This is a genomic window from Streptomyces sp. NPDC003077 (genome assembly GCF_040611095.1).
GTDB lineage: Bacteria > Actinomycetota > Actinomycetes > Streptomycetales > Streptomycetaceae > Streptomyces.
This window is the reverse complement of sequence record NZ_JBEXNM010000054.1, coordinates 17,374-40,901: the sequence shown is the minus strand read 5'-3', so window position 1 is coordinate 40,901 and position 23,528 is coordinate 17,374. Positions and strand designations below refer to the sequence as shown.

Here is a 23,528-nt window from a genome sequence, read left to right as displayed (position 1 = left end):
CGGCATGGTCCGTGCGGGCCGCGTTCGACGGCTGCCTCCACACTTGGAGTCGCCGCCCGACGACGCCAGGGGCCGAACGGTCCACCATGTCCCGCGTCACAGGACGTGCGCGCGGGGCATGCCTGTTCTCCGCGAGCGACGCGAGTGCCGGCAGGCGGGAAACGTGGTGGTGGGGGAGGAGGCGGTACCCGAGGAACACCTGCCGTGGCGTGCCCGTCGAGGTCCCCCGGTGAACGGAGGACGCGCGGGCCGGGCCGTCGCTCTGTCGTGACCCGTGGGTTCATGACGGCCTGCTGCCCCTCACCCCGTCAGCCGCCGCCGCAGCACCGTCCCGGCGAGGGTGAGCAGGACGACCGCGAAGCCGGCCAGCACGGCCAGGCGGCCGAGGATGTCGAGGAGGCCGCCGTGCTGGGAGAGCAGGACGGTCCAGCTGTCCACGGCCCAGGCGTGCGGGACGGCGTGGCCGGCCGTGCGCAGCCAGTCGGGGACGACGGCGAGCGGCCACATGCAGCCGCCGAGCATCCCCAGCCCGATCCCGAGGGCCGCGCCGAGCGCGCCCGCCTGCTCCGGGGTGCGGAAGAGGGCGCCGGACAGGACGCCGGCGCCGGTGCTGACCAGGGCCCACACGGCCACCAGCAGCACGGCGGCCGAGGGATCGCCCCAGGAAACGTTGAAGAACAGGGCCCCGATGCCGACGATGAGCAGCGACTGGACGAGCGCCAGTGCGGCGTAGGCCAGGGTTTCGCCCAGGACCAGGGCGCGGGCGCCGACGGGGGAGGCCAGGGCGCGGGTGTAGACGCCCAGGCGGCGGGTCCGGACGATGGCCGAGCCGAAGGCCAGGGAGTTGATGAAGACGAACAGCACCAGCATGGTCGGGGTGCTGTAGCTGTAGCCGAGCGGCAGGAACTGGCTGCTGCCGCCGGCCGTTTCGGCCGTGACGCCGATCGGCGTGAGCGCCTTCTCCTGGGCTCGCGCCGTGACGAGCCGGCGGTCGAAGCCGCCGCCGGTCTCGGCGGCGGCGAACCGCGCGGCCTGGAGCCGCCCGGCGTGCTGGGAGAGCGCCGCCGCGACCGAGGAGACGGCGGCGTACCCGGTGTTGCCCCTGGGCTCGACGAGGACGGGCACGGTGACCGGGCGGCCCTGGCGCACCGCGGCGTCCAGCCCGGCGGGGATCAGGACCACGGCGTCCAGTTCGGAGCGGCGCAGGGCGGTGCGCGCCGGCCCCTGGTCGTCGTAGCGGTGGCCCTCCAGCCGGGAGTCGTGTTCCAGTACCCCGGCCAGTTCGGCGGCGATGGTGCCGCTGTGCGCGGGGACGATGCCGACCCGGAAGCGGTCGAAGTCGGTCACGGTGGCGCCGATGACGATGATGATGGCGATCGGCAGCAGGAGGACGAAGAAGAGGGACGTGCGGTCGCGCACCATGCGGGTCAGCGTCGCGCGGGTCACCGCGAGAGCGGGCAGGGACGGGCGCGACGGCCCGGTCCTCACGTCGGTCTTCATGCCGTCCTCCTCAGCCGCAGGAGCAGTGCGGTCAGCGCGGCCAGCCCCAGCGAGAAGGCGAGGACGGCGAGCAGGGGCGCCGCCACGGCAGACCAGCCGCCGACCCCGGTGGCCAGGTCGGTGAAGCCGCGCAGCGCCCAGCCGTTGGGGGTGAACAGGGCGAGGTGGCGCAGCGTTTCGGGGGCGGCGCCGGCGTAGACGAAGTTGCCGCCCAGCAGGGACAGGACGAAGACCATGATGTACGCCAGGCCGTCCGCCTGCCGTTCGGTGCGCGCCAGCACCGTCACCAGCGCCGTCAGGCACACCACCAGCACCCCCAGCGCCAGGCACAGCAGGCCCACCCCGACCGGGTCGGCCCAGCGGGCGCCGAACGCCAGCCAGGACACCAGCATGATCGTCGCGAGGCTCGCCACGCTGTAGACGAAGGTGGACAGCGACTTGCCGACGAGCAGGGCGCCCCGGCCGACCGGGGCGGCGGCGATCCGGTCCAGGGTGCCCTGGTCCTGTTCGGTGAAGTAGCCGCGGGCACCGAAACTCACCATGAACAGGACGAAGAAGAGCCCCATGCCCGGGGCGAAGTAGCTGATGGCCTTGAGCGGGTCGTCGCTCAGCCCCTGGGCCCGCACCCGCTCCGGGAGCCGCAGCGCCGCCGCCTTGGCGACGAGCGCGGCGGTGCGCTCGGGCGGCGCGCCGGAGGCCAGGGCGGTGCGCACCGACAGGCGGTCGGCGTTGACCTGGGCGACGTAGGACTCGGTGACGGAGCGGGTGATCAGGGCGGCGATCGGCTGGTCGACGTCGTCCAGGACGGTGACGGGCGGCGGGGTGCCGCCCTTGCTCAGCGCGGTGGTGAACCCGGCCGGGACGATCACCGCGGCGTCCACGTCCTTGCCGCTCACCGCCGCCCGCGCCGCGCGGCGGTCGGGGTAGGCGCGCAGGTGCACGGTGCCGGCGAGCTGCGGGCTTTCCAGGACCCGTACGAGCCCCTGGGCGGCCGGGCCCCGGTCCAGGTCCACCACCCCCACGTCCGCCCGGACCGCGGTCCGGGCGAAGGCCATCGCCATCAGCCCGGAGACCAGCAGGGGCGCCAGCAGGCAAAGGATCAGCGCGGAGCGGTCCCGCAGCCGCTGCCGCAGGTCCTTGCGGGCGATGGCGAGCGGTGCGGCCAGGAGGGCGGGCACGGCGCCTCACTCCCTCAGGGCGGTGCCGGTCAGGTGGAGGAAGACCGCCTCCAGGTCCGGTTCGACGATCTCCACGCCGCGGACGTGCACACCACTGCGGTGCGCGAGGTCGAGCAGGTCCGGCAGCAGGCTGCGGGCGTCGCGCACGACGGCCTGCACGGTGTCGTGGTGGTCACCGGTCACGCTCGCACCGTCCACCCGCGAAAGCTCGCCGCACCGGGCCGCGTACGCCTCCAGATCCCCGGAGGCGGACAAAAGCACCCGGTCGCGCTCGGCGACCAGGGCCACCAACTCGCGCGCGGTGCCCTCCGCGATGAGCCGGCCCTGGTCGATGATGCCGATCCGGTCGCACAGCCGCTCGGCCTCTTCCATGTAGTGCGTGGTGTAGAGCACCGCCACGCTCTCCCGGCCGAAGCGGTGGACGCTGGACATGATCGCGTGCCGGGACTGCGGGTCCACGCCCACCGTCGGCTCGTCCAGGATCAGCAGGGCGGGCGAATGGACCAGCGCCGCGCCGATGTTCAGGCGCCGGCGCATACCGCCCGACAGCGACTCCACGCGGTCCTCGGCACGGCCCGTCAGGTCGATCAGGGCGAGCACCTCGCGCACCCGCCGGTCCAGCTCCCGCTTGCCGGACAGGTACAGGCGGCCGAAGAATCGCAGGTTCTCCCGCACCGACAGGTCCGGGTAGAGCGCGATGTCCTGCGGCACGTAACCGATCATGCGCTTGGCGCCGCCCCCGGACGTGCGCACCCGCCGCCCCTCGACGCGCACGCTGCCCCCGTCGGGGCGGAGCAGCCCGCAGACCATCTTGATCGTGGTGGTCTTCCCGGCGCCGTTCGGGCCGAGCAGGCCGTAGGTCTCCCCGGCAGCCACGGCCAGGCTCACGTCGGCGACGGCCGTACGGTCACCGAAGCGCCGCACCAGGTGGTCGCACTCCAGCAGGGGGCCCTTCCGACGCGTCCGATCGTCCGCCGTGTGCCGCTTCCGTGTAGTGGGTTCCGTCATCGTCGTTCCTCGAAGTCGTCGGCCCCGGGTACCCCGGCCGGGCCCGACGCCCCGGGCGCGTCCTGGGCGGGCCGCGGCGACGGCCAGGCGCTCCGGTCGCCCGGCAGCGACTTTCCCGTTCCGGGGTCGTCGCCGGACGGTTCCCCGGCGCCCTGGTCGAGGCGGAACGGCGGGTAGGCGTCGGTCAGCAGGGCCGCGTAGGCCGTGACCCGCATCACCCAGCGGTTGAGCCCCATGACCAGGTCGAAGATGCCGCGGTGGTAGCGCCCGGTGAACAGCAGCGCGACCGCGGCGAACAGCACCAGCAGCCCGATGAGCCCGCCCCAGCGCCCGTACCCGGACGTGAAGACCGCCACCAGCGCGTAGTGCGGCAGCGCCAGCAGCCACCACTTGACCAGGGCCAGGCCGCGGGAGAGGCGTTCGGGGTAGGCCACGTCGAGGTGCGCCGGGTAGTCGGGCACGTCGGCCAGCCGGAACGGCGGGTACCGGTCCGTTCCCAGCGCGGAGTAGCTGTAGAACGACACCCGCCAGGTCCAGCGCAGCACCCCGACCTGGAAGTCGAACAGCGCGCGCGGGTACCGGGCCGTGAACAGGATCGCGAACCACCCCACCACGCTCACGGCGAGGAAGGCGACCCACAGCACGGACAGCACGAGCGCGTGGGGGATGACGAGCAGCCACTTCACCAGCCACAACCAGCGGGAGACCCGCACGGGGAAGCTCGCTTCCATGCTGACCGGGTAGGCCGGACGCGGCGGACCGGACGGATGGGACATGACGCCCCTCCTTCACCGTTGCCGAGGGATGTCCCGGGGAATGCGCGTCGTCGTGCTCCGCATCCCTCGTCTTTTCTCGTCCTGACCCCAGCGTCCGCCCGGCGTCCTCGCGTGGAGAGGGGCCGAACAGCCCTACCGGAGCGTCGAAGAGGCCACCTGGTGAGGTGTCCTCATGCGGACGACGGAGCCCCAGGACAGTCGTCAGGGCGATACATCCCGCCCACCGCGCCGCCACGAGAACAGCGCGAGACCGGTGTCGCCATGGCACCCGTACGGCCCTCGACGGCAGCGATTGCGGACGCGCACCATGCCCGTATCGGGGACGTACGAAGCGACCCGGTTCGCGGGCGCGGCGGTCCCCGGGTGAGGAGGCCGTCATCATGCGCCGCGGCTGCCTCGCGCGCCTCACCGGCAGGCGCCACTTTGACGACAGGGCCTAGGGACCGAGGTGCGGGCCTGGGCCGGGAGCAGGCCGTGGAGCCGGGGCCGGGCGCCGGCCCCGGTGCCGTCCGCGGGACCGGTCGCGCACCGGTTCCCCGCTTCCCGTATCCGGACCGACCGGCAATCTGGAGGAGGCGAGCGACATGGACGAAACCCGCGTCCTGGTCGCCTACTGCACGGAGAACGGATCGACACGGGTCATCGCCGAGGAGATCGGCACCACCCTGCGGGACCACGGCTTGGACGTGACGCTGCGAGCGGCCCGGGACGTCGACAGCGTCGTGCCCTACGAAGCCGTGATCCTGGGCAGCGCGGTCTACGAGGACCGCTGGCAGCCCGCGGCCCGCGACTTCGTCAAGCGGCTCGGGATGCCCCTGCGCACCCGGGACGTGTGGCTGTTCAGCAGCGGTCCCTTGGACACCTCGGCCGACACCACGGACGTCCGCCCGGTGGACGACGCCCTGGCGGCCATGGCCGAGACCGAGGCGCACGACCACACGACCTTCGGCGGGCGCCTGGCCGCCCACCCCTACACGCACCGGGCGCGTCGGCGCGTGACCCGTGAAGGAGCCCACGACTACCGCGACTTCGAGCAGATACGCGACTGGTCACACACCATCGCCGAGCGCCTGATCAAGCGCTGACCGGACCGGCCCGTGTCACGCCGGTGGCGCCCCGGACGCGGATCCGCCGGAGCGCCACCGTCCTCCCGGACCGGGACTCCGGGTCCCGTCGGCAGCCGCCCGGCGCCGGCGTCACGCCGGAACCGCCGGACACCACCAGGCCGCGGTGTCCTCCGGCGCCACGTCCGCCACGAGCCGCGGCCGGGCGAGGGCGTCGTCGCGGTGCGGGCCGGGCAGCACCGCGTACCGGATGGAACCGGGCACGCTCACCAGGGCCGGCACCCGCCACAGCGAACGGGCGTAGTGTTCGGCCCGCCCGGCACCGTCCCACTCGTACACACCCCGGTACCGTCCCTGTTCGTCGTGCGCCAGCCACAGCTTCGACGTGAAACCGGGGAACCCCACGAACAGCGGGGTGTTCAGCAGGCTCACCGGGCGGAACAGCGCGTGCAGCGGTCCGCGCACCAGCCGCAGCCGGAAGACGACCACCAGCGTGCACGGGTCCTTCGCCACGCCGCTGCCCAGCCGCGTCTCCCGGTACACGCGGGCGGACGAGCCGTCGGCGAAGCACAGCCGCTCACCCACGCGCGTCGCGGGCTGTGCCACGCGTCCCCTGGCCAGCAGTGCCAAGCTGGCGATGAAGCAGGAGGCCACGGACCGCCACGCGGTCCCTCGCGCCTCGGGTCGTTGTCCACTCATCCCGGCCTCCGGGGAGTGCGTCCACTACTCCGGCGCCGGAACGCCTGCCGCCACAGGGCGGTACGGGACCCGGCGCCGCACCCTTCCATGATGGCGCCGCGCGAGATGGAGCGCGCCGGGCCGAACGGCCCGTCCCGCCGGGCCACGCGTCGGGGCGGCGGGCCGGGCGGGTGACACCCTTGGGGCGCGCGGAAGCCTTCGCACCGTACTCGCCCGACCAGCGCGCCCTCTTTCCCGCACTGTCCTGAAGCCCATTTCACGCAACCGGGAAAGGCACCCCGTTCGCGCCACCGGATGGAAAGGGCTCCCGGCCACCGGGCCGAGGCACCCGGGCGAGCATCGCCGCGGTCACACGACGAGCCGCGCCACGATCCGCTCGTACTCGTCGATGCCGTGGCCGTACTGCAGGGCCTTCCGGCCCTCGCGGTCTTCCAGCATCTCCAGGAGAGCCTGTACGCGCCGGGCGCCGAGGCCGGGAAACTCCGGGACGAACTCGCCGCCCCCTCCGGTGAGGACCAGTCGCCCCACGTGGCGGTAGTCGATGGCCGGCTGGTAGCGGTTCCGCTCCAGCAGGAGGTCGTAGAGCCATACGGCGATATCGCGCAGTGCGAACGGTGGTGGCAGGAGGAGGGGGACGATGTCGGCCACCGACTCGAATCTGTAGTGCTCGACTTCCTGGTCGTAGCGATCCCTGAACGTGTCGTCGCCGGGCCGGGGCGAGCCGAAGGTGTACACGGCGCGCACCGGTATTCCCCTTTGCGCGAGCCGGTAGGCGCTGAGGGTGGCGAGCACTCCTCCTTGGCTGTGGCCGGTGAGGATCAGGCCGCCGTCGTGCTCCGCCGCGAGCGCCGCACCCTCGATCTGCCCCCATTCGTGGCGCACCAGGATGGCGGTGATGCCGGGGTGTACGAGCCCGGGAAAGGCGAAGCCGTACTCGGCGAGCGCTTCCAGGATGTCCGGACGGTAGGCGTACAGGTAGTTGTGCGACCAGCCACTGAAGGCTTCGACTTGCCGGACGAACTCCTCGACGCTTTTCACGGGTCGGCGGCTGAACGCGTCGCCGATCGGCGCGGTTCCCTGGAAAGCGATGACCGAGCGGCCGTGCGCCCGCACCACGCATCCCCGGGTGAATTCAAGTCGTTCACCGAGCCATTGGAGTGCTTTGCGTACGGCCGGGTCCGGATAACGCCGGTTCTCCCGAGTGAACCTCAGTTCCGCTGCGGAGTGCGCTCCGAGGTCCCTGAGCCGCTTTTCCCAGGATCTTTCCGCCACCGCCCGGCAGATACTCACCGCCAGCCGGGCCTCCTCGATGTCCATGGCCGGGTCTCGCCTCCCTCCCTCCGGACACGGGGCGAATCTCGAAGACGTCATGCCCTTTTCGTATGGTGCGCCCTCTTCGGAGGGCCGAGGAAGACCTGCAGCCGACCGACCACCCGGCCGTCCACGAGGAAGGCGGGACGCACCACGAAGGCGTAGGGGTCGCCTTCCTCGCAGTGCTGCCACAGTTCGGAGCCGCCGTCTTCCTGGAGCCAGTCGGCGCCGTCGAGCCGGCGACCGCCCGGATTCCAGAGATAGGAGATCCGGAGATCGATGGCGCGCTGCTGGATCCCCCGCGCCGTGCGTGCGAGATCGTCCGTTTCCGGCATGTACGGAAGGCCCCACCCGGCCACCAGGGTTTCCAGGCGCCGTGGATCGGCGAGGTCCTCCGGACAGGGATCGGGGAAGAGGGTGAGCAGCATGTCACGGATTCTTTCCGCTTCTTCCCGGTGTGCCGGGTCCCTGGCCGCCTGGGTGGTCGCGAAATGGGTGACGACGGCGAGACGGGCCCGTTTGTAGAACTCGTCGAATTCCTCCCACAGATTTCCTGCCGCTCGGAACCGATCGTTGCTCAGGTCCCTCCGGTTTTTTGTCGCGTCGGCCGAACTGATGCGCGCGGCATCCTCGACCGCCCGTTCCGTGCTCTGCGAGAGGCGTTCGTAATCGTTCCTCAGGTGCCCTATGCTGTCGGAGATATCGGCAAGTTCGTGCAGTATGTCGCCGAGTTTCGCTTCGGTCGCCTTCAGTGCTCCCTGGAACTGTTCGAGGACGACGTCACGAGTATCCGGATCCGGCCCCCTCGTTGTCGGTGAGACGTTCCGCAGCACGGGAATTCTGCTCATATCCGCACGCTTTCGAATTCGATGCTGGTCGTGGCCTCGGTGCCCGTGTGCGCGTTCACCGCGCGGACCTGTACGTCTCCTTGGCCGAATGTCATGCAGAGGATGACGCGCCGCTGGTCCCTGGGCAGGTGCATGGCACCTCGCAGGCTGATCGACAGCGTTCCGACTTTTTTCACGCCGGGATCGGTGATGTAGCGCGGCGAATGGTCGTACGTGGAGTACAGGTCGAACCGCACGGCATCCTGTTCCTTTCGCGTCGGCAAGAACGTCTCCCGCACTTCGTGATCGACCGGTACCTCCTGGTTGGCGGTGACGAACTTTTTGAAGCGTGTTGTGCACCATTTCTCGCCATCGATTATTTCCAGGTGCTCCCGCGGGTCTCCCCGGACGAATTTCTTGCACATGCCGCAGCCGTACGTGTACTTGGCGCGCCTGGCCCGAAGCAGGGTCGGGTTGTAGCAGTAGTGCACGGCACCGAAGAGGACGGCCCGTTCCGGCCGCTGCGCGACGCGCACCGGCAACCGCTCCCCGAACCGGTCCCGTACCCGCTCCCGCAGGTAAGGGGACTGGGCGAAGCCGCCCACCAGGAAAAGCGCGTCACCCGCGCCGGGATCGGGCGGGGGATCCCACTGGTCCAGTTGTTCCTCGACACACGCGATCACTTGGTCCACGGACGTGTCCAGGAGGCCGCGTACTTCGGCGGGGTCCAGCACGAGCATCTCCGCCGTTTTGATGGGCTGGCTTTCCTCAAGGTGCCTCACCATGTCCGGGCCGAGCGACCGGAACAGCGCGTACGGGATCTGGATGATGAGGGGAGAGCCCTGTTTCTCCGCGCGGAACCTGTTGCGGCCCTGTTCCCAGCCGAGCAGGATTTCTCGTATCTGGGCCCAGTGGGTACGTTCCAGCTCTTCCAAGTTCACCTGGCGGCCGAATCGCTTGCTGAGCGAGTCCTGCAAGAAGGCGCGCGTGGTGTATTCGGCCCCGTAGGGACCGCCGGTCGGCACGCACAGCTGGCGGTACCCGCCGTTCCGGTCCACGCGGTAGCTCACCAGGTCCACGGTCCCGCCGCCGCAGTCCACCACGACGAACCGCATGCCCGGGCGCCACGCGGTGCCCGTCCCCGGCGTGCCGCCTCCCGCCCCCGCGGCCGTCACGTCGCAGTACAGCGCCGCCGCGTCCGGCTCCGGCAGCAGAAGCAGCCGTGAACGGTCGTCGGGGAGCCCCGCCGCGATCGCCGCCGTGCGCATCTGTGCCTTCGCCCAGTCGTCCCAGATCGCGGGAACGGTCAGGCACCAGCGGATCTGTGACGCGTCGAAGATTCCCTTGCTCGTGATGTCCTCGACGGCCACGGTCACGATCTCGCGCAGGAACTTCGCGATGACGGCGGCCGGGTCCTCCAGACCGTCGTCGACGGCGATCCGGCCCCGCCGAGCGGGGTCGTCGGGAGAGCGCAGGGACATCTTCATCCCTTGGTAGTACGCCTCCTCGCCATCACTCTCCGGCGCCTCGCCGACCTGCCCCCGACGCGCCCGCTCCCGGTCGGCCCGGGCGCGCAACAGCATCCGCTCCTGGTGTTCGCGGACCGCGCTGTGCCCCCACGAATCCACCTCTCCCCCGCGCAGCAGGAGGGCCGTGCGCGTCTTCGGGTAGAGGATTCCGTTGTCGTCGTCCCACTGGGTCCGGTCGTTGATGTCCATACGCGCTCGGGAGGTGACCCGGGGATCGATGACGGCCCAGGCGTAGCCCGTGCCGTGGGTGCCGAAGTCGATCGCCGCCACCACCCGCTCAGTCATCGCGGGGCCCCAGGTCGTGGCGGCCCAGAATCAGGTCGCGCGCGATGTCCTCGGCGTTCGCGAGGAGGGAGGCGGCCTCCTCCGGCTCACCGAGTTCCCTCAGGAGCGCGGCCGTGCGGCGGGTCCACTCCAGGAAGGGCTGCGGACCGGGCCGGGAGCCGGTGCGCAGTTCGCGCGCCGCGCGCCGGGCCAGTACGAGCGCGGACTCGGTGTGGCCGCCCTCCAGATATGTACGGGCCTGCACCAGCAGACCGAAGACCGGATGGAGCAGCCCCCGTTCGACGGCGATGCCGACCATCGCGGCCGAACCGGCCGCGATCGCGCCGCGCCACGCCCCGGCCGGCGCCGGCAACCGCCGGTGGAGCGACGGAGGCCGCCCGCGGGCGGAGTGGAACCACTCCGCGTAGACCTCGGCGACCAGCAGGGCGGAGGCGGCGACCTCGTCGCGGAACGCCTGCTCTCCCGCCGGGTCCCGGGCGCCGCCCTCCCGGTCGTCCGCGACGGCGGGCAGCACGATGCGGTAGGCGTCCGCGGCCTGGCCCTCGGCGGCGGGAGGCCGGTCCTCCGCCTCCGGCAGCAGGTTCCAGCCGATCACATTGATCCACAGGTGGCCGGCCCGGTCGATCTCACCGGAGACGAGGACGGTCGGCACGTCGTCGAGCGCCTGCCGGATCACGGACACGTCCAGGTCGAACATGCTCAGCGGCCGGCGGAAGACGCCCACCAGCCGCCCCATGTCCTCGCACCACGGTTGGGCGTCCCAGGTGTGCAGGAAGGACAGCAGCAGTTCCTCAGGGTCCGTCGCGCTGCCCGATTCCCCCGCCGCCCGGCTGTGGAACGGCGCGACGAGCAGCAGAGGCCGACTGAAAGACCGGGTCGCTCCCAACGCGTGATCGCGAACGGCCCGGGAGTCCACCTGGAAGGGACTGGTCTTCCGCTCGGCTTTCCGGCGCGCCCGTTCCGTGTGCGCCAATATGTCGTACTCGGCGCGCAGCCCCATTTCCGCCACACGTCGGTGATGTTTCTGATGGGAGAAGCGCGCGGCGAGTTCCGCTTCCGCCATGCGCTGGTGGTGCTCCTGATCGGAGGAGCGCGCGGCGAGTCGCGCCTCGTGATCGGCGGTGAGCCGGGCGCGGACGAAATCGTTCTGCTTCTCCCGCTCGCGCCGTTCGGCGGCGTCGGCTTCCCGCCGGGCGGAGGCTTCGTGCTCGATGACGAGGCGCCTGGTTTCGTGGCGAACGCGTTGGCTTTCGACGAGCTGCCCGCCCAGCTGACCGATCGCGTCCCCCACACCCCGGGCGACGTGCGTGACGGCGGCCTCCCCGGCCTTTCCCGACAGGGCGCGCATCGCCTTTGCCGCGGGATTCCCCGCTCCCGGGCCGCCTGCCGTTCCGAAGCCCACCAACCCCGTGCTTTTGTTCGATTCCATGGGTCCCCCGCATCCGTCCGATCCCATGCGAAAGCGTGCCGCCACGAGTATTGACGGGAGCGCGCGCAGGCCGGAATCCCTCCCCGTTTTTCTCTTTTCCGGAAAAGGAGTCAGGCGAGGTACGTCCGGCCACCGGCGTCGGACCCCATGGCCGCGCGTGCTGGTCGGGCGGCCGGCCCACGCGTTCCCACGTTTCGGTGTTCCGTCCGGGAACGCGTTCCGCCCGTCGCCCGGCCGAGCCCGGACGAGACGAAAAGGGGAGGATGGCTCGCCACGCCGTCGACCCGTCCCTACGGTCGCCGGAGGGGGCCGGCCGGCCGTGGGATCGTCGAGCGCGGCCCGGGGCCGGGCCGGGCGTTGGCCGGTACCGCTTCCGGCCGGGAGTCGCGGGACGGAGAGGCGGGCGGCCCTTCCGTCCTCCTTTCCGGCGGCGTGCCGCACCGGCAGGGCACGGGCCGCATCGCGTCCGCCGAACGACTGGTGCCGCCCGGCTCCTGACGGCACGCTCGGAACCGGGGACCATGAGGACGGTTCGGCACCCGGGGGGAGCGATGCCGGAGAGCGAGGGATCCCGCAGTGCCCGGCTGGCGGTCTCCGTCGCGTTGATCGGCGCGACGGCGACCGTCATCGCCGCGCTGATCAGCACCTGCGGTCACGGCGCCGGTGCCGGGGGACAGGCGGGGAACGGCGACCGTACGGCCGTCGATCCGTCCAGCCGCCCGGACTCGACGCCGCCGAGTACGTCACTCTCACCCGGCACCCCGGCGGGCTGGCAGAAAACCTTCTCTGGCTCCGTGCTGATCCCTTCGGACGGCCGCGGTGTCGACATCGACGCCGACACTCCTCGCACCGTGCCGCTGTACACGCGTGAGGACATCTACGCGGCGGACCTGGTCCAGCCCGACGGCGGCGTGAAGTTCTTCGACGGCGCCGGCGTCGCCGCCCTTCCGGACGGTGCACCCTCCGGACCGGTGGCGTGCCGGCAGCGGCTCGACGGCGGCGGAGGGCCCCAGGCCACGGTGCGGCGGAACGGCCGCTTCTGCGCGCGCAGTCCGAACGAGGCCGTCCTGGCGGCGACCGTCCGTGACATCTCCCTCGACCGAGGGGGCGTGACGGTCGAACTGGTGCTGTGGAGAAAACGATGACCCGGGACAGCCGGGTGCGGCGCGCCGGCCCCCGGCCCGGCAGGAGCGGGGAAGCACGGACGCCGGGCGGCCGGGAGCATGGAGGGGGAGAAGCGTGAGGGGCGGGAGCGCGGTGGCGCACGGCCCCGCGGACGGCGCCACCGCGCTGCCCGCCGGGACGCCACCGGTACAGGCCCTGCCGCCCGGTGAGGTGCCGACCGCGCTCGGGACCCGGTACCTGGGGCTGACCGCGCGGGAGGTGGCGGCACGGCGGGAGCGCCACGGCGCCAACGCACTCCCCCCGCCGCGCCGGCCCCGGCTGGTACGGCGGTTCGCGGCCCAGTTCACCGACCTGTTCGCGCTCGTCCTGCTGGTCGCGGCGGGCCTGACCTTCCTGGCGTACGCGCTGGAGGAGCCCCGCGATCCCGGCAACCTGCAACTCGCCTTCGCCATCGTGGGCGTGGTGCTGCTGAACGCGTTGATCGGCTTCGCCCAGGAGTACTCCGCGGAGCGCACCGCCCAGGCGCTGCAGGCCATGGTGCCGCACACGTGCCGGGTGCTGCGGGACGGGCAGAGGCAGGAAGTCCCGACGGCCGAACTGGTACCGGGCGACCTCGTCGTCCTGGAGGCCGGCGACGCGGTGTCCGCCGACTGCCGGGTGATCGAGGCCCACGGGCTGTTGGTGAACAACGCGCCCCTGACGGGCGAGAGCGGCGGCGTGGGCCGGGTGGCCGACGCGACGACGGCGCCCACGGCCCTACAAGCGCGCAACTGCGTGTTCATGGGCACCACGGTGCTCGCCGGTACCGGCAAGGCCGTCGTGTACGCCATCGGGGCGGCCACCGAGTTCGGCCGCATCTACCGGCTGGCCGACCAGGCGCCGCGGCAGAAGACGCCGCTCCAGCGCGAGGTGGCCTCGATGGCGCGGCGGGTGGCCGGTCTGGCGCTGGCGATCGGCGGCGCCCTGTTCGCCGTACGGCTGGGGGCGGGCCAGCCCGCCGTGCCCACCCTCGTGTTCGCGCTCGGGGTGATGGTCGCGATGGTGCCCGAGGGGCTGCCCGCGACGCTGTCGGTGTCCCTGGCCATCGGGGTACGGCGCATGGCGCGGCGGCAGGCGCTGGTGAAACGGCTGCTCGCCGTGGAGGCGCTGGGTTCGACCACCGTCGTGTGCACGGACAAGACCGGGACGCTGACGCAGGCGGAGATGACGGTCACCCGGTTGTGGGCCGACGGGGCGACGCACACCGTCTCGGGGGTGGGGTACGCGCCGGCCGGCACGGTGACCGATCCCGGTCCGGTCCGGGAACTGCTCCGGGTCGCCGCCCTGTGCTCCGACGCCCGGGTCCTGCCGCCCGAGCCCGGAGGCGGCTGGAGGGTGCTCGGCGACACCACGGAAGGGGCGATCCTCGTCGCGGCGGCCAAGGCCGGGATCGACGTGGCGGAAGAGGAGGCCGCCGCTCCCCGGGTCGCGGAGCATCCCTTCGACCCGGTCCGCAAGCTGATGGGCACGGTGCACGAGGACGCCGCCGGGGGCTGCCGCGTCCATGTGAAGGGCGCCCCGCAGGAAGTGCTTGCCCGGTGCACGCACATCGACCGGGGCGGTGGGGCCGTGCCGCTCACGGAGCGGTCGCGGCAGGAGGTCGTGGCCGCCGACGACGCCATGGCCTCCCAGGGCCTGCGCGTCCTGGCCGCCGCCCACCGCGCCGTGCCCCAAGCGCCGCGCACCCGGGACGACGCCGAGTCCGCGCTGACCTTCCTGGGGCTGCTCGGCATGCTCGATCCGCCGCGCCCGGAGGTGACCCGGGCCGTCCGGGACTGCCGCCGGGCCGGCATCCGCATCGTCATGGCAACCGGCGACCACCCGCTGACGGCGGAGGCGATCGCCCGCCGCGTGGGCATCGTCACCGGGACCATGCCCGTGGTGGTGACCGGGCCGCGCCTGGAAGCCATGGAACCGGCCGAACTCGACGCGCTGCTCGCCGAGCCCTCCGAACTCCTGTTGTGCAGGGTCAGCCCCGAACACAAGATGCGGGTCGTCGCGGCGTTCCAGGAGCGCGGCGAGGTGGTCGCGGTCACCGGCGACGGCGCCAACGACGCGCCCGCGCTGAAGAGGGCGGACATCGGCGTCGCGATGGGCGCCACCGGGACCGACGTGGCCCGCGAGGCGTCGGACATGGTCCTGCTGGACGACTCCTTCGCGTCCATCGCCGCGGCGGTCGAACTCGGCCGGTCGGTCTACGACAACATCCGCAAGTTCCTCGCCTACCTCTTCAGCCACAACATCGCCGAACTGGCCCCGATCCTGGCCGCGACCTTCGCCGGGTTCCCGCTCGTTCCGCTCACGGCCGTGCAGATCCTGGCGATCGACCTCGGCTCGGACGTGCTGCCCGCGCTCGCCCTCGGCGCCGAACCGCCCGAGGCCGACACCATGCGGCGCCCGCCCCGCTCCCGCCGCGAGCGGCTGTTCTCCGCCGTACTGGTACGCCGGTTCCTCTTCCTGGGGGCCGTCCAGTCCGTCGGCGTGTGCGCGGTCTTCTTCTGGCACGTGCACGCCTCCGGCATCCCGTACTCCGCCTTCACCGCGGACGAGCCCGCCTACCGGGAGGCGATCACCCTGACGCAGGCATCGATCGTGGTGAGCCAGTTCTTCAACGCCCTGGCCATCCGCACCGACCGGGTGAGCGTCTTCAAGGCCGGACTGCTGGGCAACCCGCGGCTGGTCGCCGCCGGCTGCCTGGGCCTGGCGCTGATGGCGGCCATCAGCTACGTGCCCGTCCTGCAGGACGTGTTCCACACCGCGCCGCTCGCTCCGGCGCACTGGGCCGTCCTCGTCGGCTTCGGACTGCTGCTGCTGTTCGCGGAGGAGGCCCGCAAGTGGTGGCTGCGCCGTACATCGACGCCCCCGGCGCGCCCCGAGGAGGAACCGTGAGAGTCATCGTGGTGGGCTGCGGGCGCGTCGGCTCCTCCCTCGCCGCCCGGCTCGCGGCGGAGGAACACGACGTCCGCGTCATCGACCGCGACCCCAAGTCCGAGCGCCTGCTGCCGCCCGGCTTCCAGGGCCGGGTCCTCCACGGCAGCGGGTACAGCCGCGCCGTGCTGGACGCCGCGGGCACCGCGCACGCCGACGCGTTCGTCGCCGTCACCTCCGGCGACAACACCAACATCGTCAGTGCCCGGACGGCCAAGGAGACCTACCGGGTGCCCGTCGTGCTGGCCCGCATCTACGACCCGCGCCGCGCCGACATCTACCGCGACCTGGGCATCCCGACCGTCACCAGCGTCCGCTGGAGCGTCCTGCGGCTCCACCAGATGCTGCTGCACCGCCACCTCACACCGGAGCTGACCTTCGGCAACGGCGAGACGCTGCTGGTGCGCTCGGGACTCCCCGGCTACCTGACCGGCCGAAGGCTCGCGGACCTGGAGGTCGACGGTGAGATACGGGTGGTCGAGGTCACCCGCGGCGGCCGGTCCCTCCTCCCCACCCGCAGCACGCCCGCCGAGACCGGCGACCTCGTCACCTTCGCCGTCGCCTCCGACGCCCTGGCCCGGCTGCGCGCCTTCCTGGACAAGGAGCTGGGCTCATGAGGATCCTCGTCGCCGGAGCCGGCCGGCTCGGCACCCAGGCCGCCCAGGTCCTGGGCGCGGCGGACAACGACGTCACGCTGCTGGACCGCGACGACGACCGTGTCGCCGCGCTCCGAGGCCGCCTCCCGGTACGGCTGGAAGCCGGCGACGCGTGCGAGCCGGCCGTCCTGGAAAGCGCCGGCGCGCACACCGCCGACCTCGTCATCGCCGCGACGGGGGAGGACGAGGACAACCTCGTCATCAGCCTGCTCGCCAAGCGGCAGTTCCACGTGGCACGGGTCGTGGCGCGGGTCAACGACGCGGAGAACGCCTGGCTGTTCGACCACCGCTGGGGCGTCGACGCCGCGGTCCCCGCCGCCACCCCCCTCGTCTCCCTCATCGAGGAGGCCACCAGCGCGTCCGACACCGTCGCCCTGCTGCGCCTGAGCAAAGCCGGTGTCAACGTGATCGAGACGACCATCACGCCACGGTCCCGCGCCGCCGGGCGGACCCTGGCCGACCTCGCCGTTCCCCACGGCACCTTCGTCGCCGCCGTCGTCCGCGACGGCCAACCCACCGCCCCCGACCCCGGCCTGCGGCTGGCCGCGGGCGACGAACTCCTCGTCCTCTCCCACTCCGCGACGGAGGGAGAGATCCACGCGGTGTTCCAGTAGGCGCGTGGAGGAGCCGTGGCCCCGCCGCCGGACGACCCGGCCGGGACCCGTCCCGTCCCGCCGCGGGGGCCCCGGCGCGCACGCGATCACCCCTCTCCCCGTCGGCAGCCCGGGCCCCCGGGCCGTCAGGCCGTGCGCAGCCCGTGCGTCCGGAACCGCTCGCGTACGCGCCCGGTCAGGTCGGCGTCCGGTACGGGGGTGTCGCGGAGCGGGAAGGGGATGCCCAGGGCGTTGTACTTGGGGGCGCCGAGCTTGTGCATCGGCAGGACGTCCACGCGCTCGACGTTGTCCAGGCCGGCGAGGAAGGAGCCGAGGCCGTCCACGGCGGTCAGGTCGTCGGTCCAGCCGGGCACCAGGACGTAGCGGATCCACACCGGGACGCCGAGCCGTTGCAGTCGGGAGGCGAAGGCGAGCGTCGGTGCGAGCGGGGCGCCGGTCAGCCGCCGGTAGCGGGCGGCGTCGAACGCCTTGATGTCCAGCAGGACGAGATCGGTGTCGGCCAGCAGCGCCGCGTCGGCGCGGGCGCCCAGGAACCCGGAGGTGTCCAGGGCGGTGTGCAGCCCGAGTTCCTTGCAGCGCCGCAGGATCGCGCCGGTGAAGGCGTGCTGGAGCAGGGGTTCGCCGCCGGTGAGGGTCACGCCGCCGCCGGAGGTGTCCAGGAAGGCGCGGTACCGCTCGATGCGCGCCATGACCTCGTCCACGGTGGCCGGCCGGCCGTCGCGCATTCGCCAGGTGTCCGGGTTGGCGCAGTACAGGCAGCGCAGCGGACAGCCACTGAGGAAGAGGACGAACCGGGTCCCGGGACCGTCCACGCCGGTGGACAGGTCCCAGGAGTGCACACGGCCGATGGTCGTCGCGGTGGTCATCGGGCGTCGTGGAAGGTGCGGTTTCGGGTACGTCATCGGGCGTCGTGGAAGGTGCGGTTGATGACGTCGAGTTGCTGCTCGCGCGTCAGGCGGACGAAGTTGACCGCGTACCCGGAGACCCGGATGGTCAGCTCGGGGTACTTCTCGGGGTGCGCCATGGCGTCTTCCAGGGTGGCCCGGTCCAGGACGTTGACGTTCATGTGGAAGCCGCCGGCGGCCATGAAGCCGTCGAGGATGCCGACGAGGTGCCCGGCGCGTTCGGCCGGGTCGTGGCCCAGTCCCTCCGGGGTGATGGTGGAGGTCAGGGAGATGCCGTCGCGGGCCTGGTCGTAGGGGATCTTGGCGACGGACAGGGCGGAGGCGGCCATGCCGTGCCGGTCCCGGCCGTTCATGGGGTTGGCGCCCGGGGCGAACGGGGTGCCGGCGCGGCGGCCGTCGGGGGTGTTGCCGGTGTGCTTGCCGTAGACGACGTTGGAGGTGATGGTGAGCACGGACTGGGTGTGTTCGGCGTCGCGGTAGGTGGAGTGCCGCCGGATCCTGGCCATGAAGGAGCGCACCAGGTCCACCGCGATCGCGTCGGCGCGGTCGTCGTCGTTGCCGTAGGCCGGGTAGTCGCCCTCCACTTGGTAGTCGACGGCGAGCCCGGTGGCGTCGCGGATCACCCGCACCCGGGCGTACCGGACCGCCGAGAGGCTGTCCGCGGCCACCGAGAGCCCCGCGATGCCGCAGGCCATGGTGCGGTGCACGGGGTGGTCGTGCAGGGCCATCTCCAGCCGCTCGTAGGCGTACTTGTCGTGCATGTAGTGGATGACGTTCAGCGCGTCGACGTAGGTGCCGGCGAGCCAGTCCAGGGTGCGGTCGTAGGCGGCCCGCAGCTCGTCGTAGTCGAGGTATTCGCCGGTCAGCGGCTCGGTGGCGGGGGCGACCTGGACGCCGGTCAGCTCGTCCCGGCCGCCGTTGATCGCGTACAGCAGGGCCTTGGCGAGGTTGACGCGGGCGCCGAAGAACTGCATCTGCCGGCCGACCGCCATGGCCGACACGCAGCAGGCGATGGCGGTGTCGTCGCCGGTGCACGGGCGCAGCAGCTCGTCCGACTCGTACTGGAGGGAGCTGGTGTCGATGGACACCTGGGCGCAGAACCGCTTGAAGCCCTCGGGCAAGTCCGGGGACCACAGGATGGTGAGGTTGGGCTCGGGGGCCGGGCCGAGGGTGTAGAGGGTCTGCAGGAAGCGGAAGGAGGTGCGGGTCACCAGGGGGCGGCCGTCCGCCCCGATGCCGCCGATCGATTCGGTCACCCAGGTCGGGTCGCCGGAGAACAGCGCGTCGTACTCGGGGGTGCGCAGGAACCGCACGATCCGCAGCTTGATCACGAAGTCGTCGACCAGCTCCTGGGCCCGCGACTCGTCGATCCGCCCCTCCGTCAGGTCCCGCTGGAGGTAGACGTCCAAGAAGGTGGAGACGCGCCCCAGGGACATCGCCGCGCCGTTCTGTTCCTTGACGGCCGCCAGGAACCCCAGGTACAGCCACTGGATCGCCTCGTGCGCGGTGGCCGCCGGACGGGTCACGTCGCGGCCGTAGGAGGCGGCCATCCGCTCCAGCTCGCCCAGCGCCCTGATCTGTTCCGCCAGTTCCTCGCGGTCGCGGATCACCTCGGCGCTGGAGGGGCAGGCGTCCAGCCGTGCCCGCTCGGCGCGCTTGGCGTCGATCAGCCGGGCCGTGCCGTACAGGGCCACGCGGCGGTAGTCGCCGATGATGCGGCCCCGCCCGTAGGCGTCGGGCAGCCCGGTGATGATGCCCGCCTTGCGGGCGCGGAGCATCTCGGGGGTGTAGGCGTCGAACACGCCGTCGTTGTGCGTCTTGCGGTAGGTGCCGAAGACCCGGGTGACGAACGGGTCGGGCGCGTAGCCGTACGCCCGCAGGCCGTTCTCCACCGTGCGCAGGCCGCCGTTCGGCATGATCGCCCGCTTCAGCGGGGCGTCGGTCTGCAAGCCGACGATCAGCTCCCGGTCCCGGTCGATGTACCCGGGCGCGTGGGAGGTGATGGTCGACGGCGTGGCGGCGTCCACGTCCAGAACGCCCTTGCGGCGCTCTTCGGGGAAGAGGGCGGAGACCGCGTTCCACACCGCGTGGGTACGGGCGGTGACACCGGCCAGGAAGGCCGCGTCGCCCTCGTACGGCGTGTAGTTGGCCTGGATGAAGTCGCGGACGTCGATGTGCCGCCGCCAGCGCTCACCGGTGAAGCCGCGCCAGGCCGCGCTCTGGGCGCCGGTGCCGGCCGCGGGCGGGGTTGTCACAGTCATGCGTGCCCCTTACGGGTCCGGGCGGTCACGGGAGATCGCCCCGAAGCGGTGCGGTCCGGCCGGGACCGGACGCCGTCACCGCGGCATCCGGCCCGACCGCCGCACTTCCATGCTCCTCGCGGGGGCGGCGCCGGGGCAGAGCCGGAGAGGCACGGCGCGGCGGCCGACCGGCCCTCCGGCTCCGGACGTTCGGTCCGCCGGTCCCGGTGGGCCGAGGGCCCGTCCCGCTGGGCGCCGGCCGGGGTACGGCGGGCGCCTGGTGGGGCAAGGGCCTGACGACGGGGCGGACACGGTGCGTACCGAAGGCCGTTCGGCCCCGGGCCGCCGTGGTGGAGGACCGGCACTCTGGCCATGGCGTGGTCTCCCGGGCCCGGGGGGAAGGAGGCGGGCGGTGGCGGGGAAGCGCGGTGACCGGGCCACGTATGGCGGGCACGGCGCCCGCCCGGGGCCGGGCGTGCGGCCACCTCCCGGCCGGGGCGCGAAACGGTGGCCGCAGACGGGGAAGGGCGGCCGGACGTGGCCGTTTCGGCGCACGGCCCGGCATCCGACGAGGAAGGGAGCGGGCATGGCCCACAAGAAGCCGACGGTGCCTCCCAAACGTGCCCCGGAAGAGGGGACACCGCCCGGCCCGCGACTGGCGCGGGCGCCGTACGAGCGCGAACTGCTGCGTCTGCAGACGGAACTGGTCCGGCTCCAGGAATGGGTGCGGGGGACGGGGGAGCGGCTGGTCGTGGTCTTCGAGGGGCGTGACGCCGCCGGCAAGGGCGGCACCATCAAGCGCGTCACGGAGCACCTCAACCCTCGCGTCGCCCGCGTGGTGGCGCTTCCGAAGCCGACCGAGCGCGAACGCACCCAGTGGTACTTCCAGCGGTACGTCGCGCACCTGCCGGCCGCGGGGGAGATCGCGCTGTTCGACCGCAGTTGGTACAACCGGGCGGGCGTGGAGCACGTCATGGGCTTCTGCACGCCGGAGGAGCACCAGCGCTTCCTGCGGCAGTGCCCGGAGTTCGAACGCATGCTGGTGGAGGACGGCATCCGGCTGCGCAAGTACTGGTTCTCCGTCAGCGACGCCGTACAGGAGCAGCGCTTCCGGCGCCGGCTGGCCGATCCGACGCGGCGCTGGAAGCTCTCCCCGATGGACCTGGAGTCCTTCACGCGCTGGGAGGCGTACTCCCGGGCGAAGGACGAGATGTTCGTGCACACCGACATCGCGGAGGCCCGCTGGTACGTGGTGGAGAGCGACGACAAGCGCCGGGCCCGGATCAACATGATCGCCCACCTGCTGTCGACCGTGCCCTACGCGCCGGTGCCGCGCCCGGACCTGTCCCTGCCCGCCCGGCCACCGGGCACCGGCTACCAGCGCCCGCCCCGCACACTGCAGCACCTGGTACCCGACCACGCGGGCACCTTGCGGGTGTGACGGGCTTACCGGGAACCGGATCGACGTGACACGGCACGGCACGGCACGGCACGTCGTGGCGTGACACGGCACGGTGCGACACGACGGACGCGGCACGACGGACGCGGCGCGGTGCACGGACGCGGCCGGGTGGGGGACCGGGCCGGATCCCTCCCGGCCGTCCTTCCATGGCCTCCGGTTCGTCTTTCCGCTGTCCGCGCCGGGGCCGGGACCGTGCCTCTGCCGCCCGCGTCAGTCGTGCGGTACGACGGCGACCGGGCACAGCGTGTGGTGGACGACCATGTGGGCGACCCGGCCGAGGTGCGGGCCCACCGCCGTGTGCCGGACCCGGCGTCCGATCACGACGAGGCCGGCCCGGGCGGCGGCTTCCAGCAGCGCGGGCGCCGCCCGGCCCCCGGTCACCTCTTCGGTCACCCGCTGGTCGGGGAACTTCTCCCGCCACGGCCGCAGCGCGGCGGCGACCGCGTGCCGCGCCTCCGCCCCGGCATCGTCGCCGGCGTCGCCCCCGGCACCGGCGTGCGCCGGATGCCGGCGCGGAAGGCCGGCATGCGGGGGCGGGCCCCAGATGTGCAGGACCCGCAACGGCGCGCCGCGCACGGCGGCGGCCGTGAAGGCGAACTCCAGCAGTACGTCGGCCCCGGTGCCGGGGTCCAGGCCCACCAGCACCTCGCGGTGCGGCGTGTCCGTGGACGGTTCCCCGGTGGCCCCCGGCAGATGCTCGTCGGTGGCGCGCTCCCCGGCGCGGACGAGGACCACGGGGCGCCCCGCGTGCGCGACGGTCGCCAACGCCACCGAACCGACCAGGAACCCCGCGACCCCACCCAGCCCCCGCGAGCCGATCACCAGCAGCTCGTCCGTGTCGGCGGCGGCCCGCAAGGCGTCGACCGGGGAGCGCGCGACCGCTTCCGCGGTGAGAGGCAGGCCCGGGTACCGCGGCGCGAGGTACCGCTCCGCCTCCCGGAGGATGTCGCGGGCCCGCTCGCGGGGAACGGCGAGCTCCGGGAGGGCGGGCTCCCCGCGGTCGGCGGGGCCCAGCCCTTCCCAGGCGTGCAGCAGCCGCAGCGGCAGACCGCGGCGCCGGGCTTCCCTGGCGGCCCAGTCCGCGGCGGCCAGGCTCTCGCGTGAACCGTCCAGCCCTACGGCGATTCGTCCGGGCACGGTGACCACCTCCGTCCGGTGGACGCGGTCGCGCCCACCTCCGCACGGCTCCGGCGACGGCGGCCCGCGTTCGCCGCGCCGCCCCTCGCCCTCAGCCTGCGCCCGTCCACGTGCGGGGCGCCCGGGGCCGAAGGGCCCGCGCCGAGCGCCGAGCGCCGCGCCGCGCGGACCACCGACCACTCGTCAGCCCATCAGCCCGTCAGCCCATCAGCCGCGGACTTCCCCGGCCTTCTCCTCGGTGACGAGCGCATCGGCGACACCAGCCGCCCACGCCCGGATGCGGGCGAAGTCCCGGAAGTCGCCGCCGCGTCCGGAATCGACGATCATCCGGGCGACGCGGCCCTTGGCTCCCTTCTCCAGCCGCCCGCCGAAGGTGACGTGTTCCCGGGCGTCGAGGCGGACCATCAGGCGGCGCACGCCGGCCACCGGTGGGATCTCCCGCTCGGAGGCCGACGCGTCCAGCGGGCCGCTGCTGAACAGCCACACCGGCCGCTCGGCGAGGGCCTTGCGGTGCCGGGCCGCGAAGCGTCGCGCGTCCGGGTGCCAGCGGCCGGTGTACAGGGCGCCGCCGAGGATCACCGCCGTGTACGGCGCGATGTCGGCCACTTCGCCGGCGGCCCGCGCGTCGGCGGTCATGCCGCGTTCGGTGAGCACCTCGGCGATCGCCTGTGCGATCTGCGCGGTCGATCCGTTCTTCGTGCCGTAGGCCACGAGGACCTGTCCGGTCATCCTTCGCTCCTTCCTCCGTCACGCTGTTTTTCTCTGTCCCGCTGTCTTGCTCCGTCGTGCGGCCTTGCTCGTCACGCGGCTCTGCTT

The 23,528-nt window shown here is 72.7% G+C and carries 19 protein-coding genes; 6 read left to right on the top strand and 13 right to left on the bottom strand.

Annotation, left to right across the window (positions count from 1 at the left end):
- Positions 1-300 precede the first annotated feature (300 nt).
- The 4 genes from ABZX96_RS28500 to ABZX96_RS28485 are packed head-to-tail and all read right to left on the bottom strand — an operon-like array spanning position 301 to position 4,462.
- Complete coding sequence (locus ABZX96_RS28500; RefSeq protein WP_355549893.1) at positions 301-1,500, bottom strand: ABC transporter permease; 1,200 nt, start codon at positions 1,498-1,500, stop codon at positions 301-303.
- Positions 1,497-2,678, bottom strand: a complete 1,182-nt coding sequence (locus ABZX96_RS28495) for an ABC transporter permease (RefSeq protein WP_355549891.1) — start codon at positions 2,676-2,678, stop codon at positions 1,497-1,499. Before ABZX96_RS28495 ends, ABZX96_RS28500 begins: the two co-directional genes overlap by 4 nt.
- Before the next feature lie 6 nt (positions 2,679-2,684).
- Positions 2,685-3,686 carry an ABC transporter ATP-binding protein gene (locus ABZX96_RS28490; protein WP_355549889.1) on the bottom strand — a complete coding sequence of 334 codons (1,002 nt, stop codon included), beginning with the start codon at positions 3,684-3,686 and terminating at the stop codon, positions 2,685-2,687.
- Complete coding sequence (locus ABZX96_RS28485) at positions 3,683-4,462, bottom strand: DUF4389 domain-containing protein (protein WP_355549887.1); 780 nt, start codon at positions 4,460-4,462, stop codon at positions 3,683-3,685. Before ABZX96_RS28485 ends, ABZX96_RS28490 begins: the two co-directional genes overlap by 4 nt.
- Before the next feature lie 584 nt (positions 4,463-5,046).
- Between ABZX96_RS28485 and ABZX96_RS28480 the strand changes: the two genes are divergently transcribed.
- Positions 5,047-5,547 (top strand): flavodoxin domain-containing protein, encoded by a 501-nt coding sequence (locus ABZX96_RS28480; protein ID WP_355549886.1) that lies wholly within the window; start codon positions 5,047-5,049, stop codon positions 5,545-5,547.
- A gap of 111 nt (positions 5,548-5,658) precedes the next feature.
- Here the strand turns inward: ABZX96_RS28480 and ABZX96_RS28475 are convergent, their stop codons facing one another.
- The 5 genes from ABZX96_RS28475 to ABZX96_RS28455 form a co-directional block, all read right to left on the bottom strand.
- The gene (locus tag ABZX96_RS28475) at positions 5,659-6,225 is read right to left on the bottom strand and encodes a hypothetical protein (protein WP_355549884.1); all 567 of its coding nucleotides are present in this window, start codon (positions 6,223-6,225) and stop codon (positions 5,659-5,661) included.
- 348 nt (positions 6,226-6,573) lie between these two features.
- Complete coding sequence (locus ABZX96_RS28470) at positions 6,574-7,542, bottom strand: hypothetical protein (RefSeq protein ID WP_355549882.1); 969 nt, start codon at positions 7,540-7,542, stop codon at positions 6,574-6,576.
- 50 nt (positions 7,543-7,592) lie between these two features.
- A complete protein-coding gene (locus tag ABZX96_RS28465; protein WP_355549880.1) occupies positions 7,593-8,384 on the bottom strand; it encodes a hypothetical protein in 792 nt (263 codons plus the stop codon).
- Complete coding sequence (locus ABZX96_RS28460) at positions 8,381-10,177, bottom strand: hypothetical protein (RefSeq protein ID WP_355549878.1); 1,797 nt, start codon at positions 10,175-10,177, stop codon at positions 8,381-8,383. The genes ABZX96_RS28465 and ABZX96_RS28460 overlap by 4 nt, the downstream gene beginning before the upstream one ends.
- Positions 10,170-11,606, bottom strand: a complete 1,437-nt coding sequence (locus tag ABZX96_RS28455; RefSeq protein WP_355549876.1) for a hypothetical protein — start codon at positions 11,604-11,606, stop codon at positions 10,170-10,172. Before ABZX96_RS28455 ends, ABZX96_RS28460 begins: the two co-directional genes overlap by 8 nt.
- A gap of 551 nt (positions 11,607-12,157) precedes the next feature.
- Here ABZX96_RS28455 and ABZX96_RS28450 point away from each other — a divergent pair.
- From ABZX96_RS28450 to ABZX96_RS28435, 4 genes are all read left to right on the top strand, one after another.
- The gene (locus ABZX96_RS28450) at positions 12,158-12,751 is read left to right on the top strand and encodes a hypothetical protein (RefSeq protein WP_355549874.1); all 594 of its coding nucleotides are present in this window, start codon (positions 12,158-12,160) and stop codon (positions 12,749-12,751) included.
- Between the two features lie 94 nt (positions 12,752-12,845).
- A complete protein-coding gene (locus ABZX96_RS28445) occupies positions 12,846-15,659 on the top strand; it encodes a cation-transporting P-type ATPase (RefSeq protein ID WP_355549872.1) in 2,814 nt (937 codons plus the stop codon).
- Entirely contained in the window at positions 15,656-16,315 is a 660-nt protein-coding gene (locus tag ABZX96_RS28440; RefSeq protein ID WP_355549870.1) for a TrkA family potassium uptake protein, read from the top strand. Before ABZX96_RS28445 ends, ABZX96_RS28440 begins: the two co-directional genes overlap by 4 nt.
- Positions 16,312-16,968, top strand: coding sequence for a TrkA family potassium uptake protein (locus tag ABZX96_RS28435; protein ID WP_355549868.1), 657 nt, complete (start codon positions 16,312-16,314; stop codon positions 16,966-16,968). The genes ABZX96_RS28440 and ABZX96_RS28435 overlap by 4 nt, the downstream gene beginning before the upstream one ends.
- A gap of 125 nt (positions 16,969-17,093) precedes the next feature.
- Here ABZX96_RS28435 and pflA read toward each other — a convergent pair whose 3' ends face one another.
- Both pflA and pflB read right to left on the bottom strand, forming a co-directional pair.
- Positions 17,094-17,834 (bottom strand): pyruvate formate-lyase-activating protein, encoded by a 741-nt coding sequence (gene pflA, locus ABZX96_RS28430; RefSeq protein ID WP_355549866.1) that lies wholly within the window; start codon positions 17,832-17,834, stop codon positions 17,094-17,096.
- Positions 17,835-17,866: 32 nt separating this feature from the next.
- Complete coding sequence (gene pflB / locus ABZX96_RS28425) at positions 17,867-20,134, bottom strand: formate C-acetyltransferase (RefSeq protein ID WP_355549864.1); 2,268 nt, start codon at positions 20,132-20,134, stop codon at positions 17,867-17,869.
- Positions 20,135-20,699: 565 nt separating this feature from the next.
- Here pflB and ppk2 point away from each other — a divergent pair.
- Positions 20,700-21,554, top strand: coding sequence for a polyphosphate kinase 2 (ppk2, locus tag ABZX96_RS28420; RefSeq protein ID WP_355549862.1), 855 nt, complete (start codon positions 20,700-20,702; stop codon positions 21,552-21,554).
- A 231-nt stretch (positions 21,555-21,785) separates the two neighbouring features.
- Here ppk2 and ABZX96_RS28415 read toward each other — a convergent pair whose 3' ends face one another.
- On the bottom strand, positions 21,786-22,712 hold the full coding sequence (locus tag ABZX96_RS28415) for a universal stress protein (RefSeq protein ID WP_355549860.1): 927 nt from the start codon (positions 22,710-22,712) through the stop codon (positions 21,786-21,788).
- A 207-nt stretch (positions 22,713-22,919) separates the two neighbouring features.
- Positions 22,920-23,441, bottom strand: coding sequence for a flavodoxin domain-containing protein (locus tag ABZX96_RS28410; protein ID WP_355549859.1), 522 nt, complete (start codon positions 23,439-23,441; stop codon positions 22,920-22,922).
- Between the last annotated feature and the right edge of the window lie 87 nt (positions 23,442-23,528).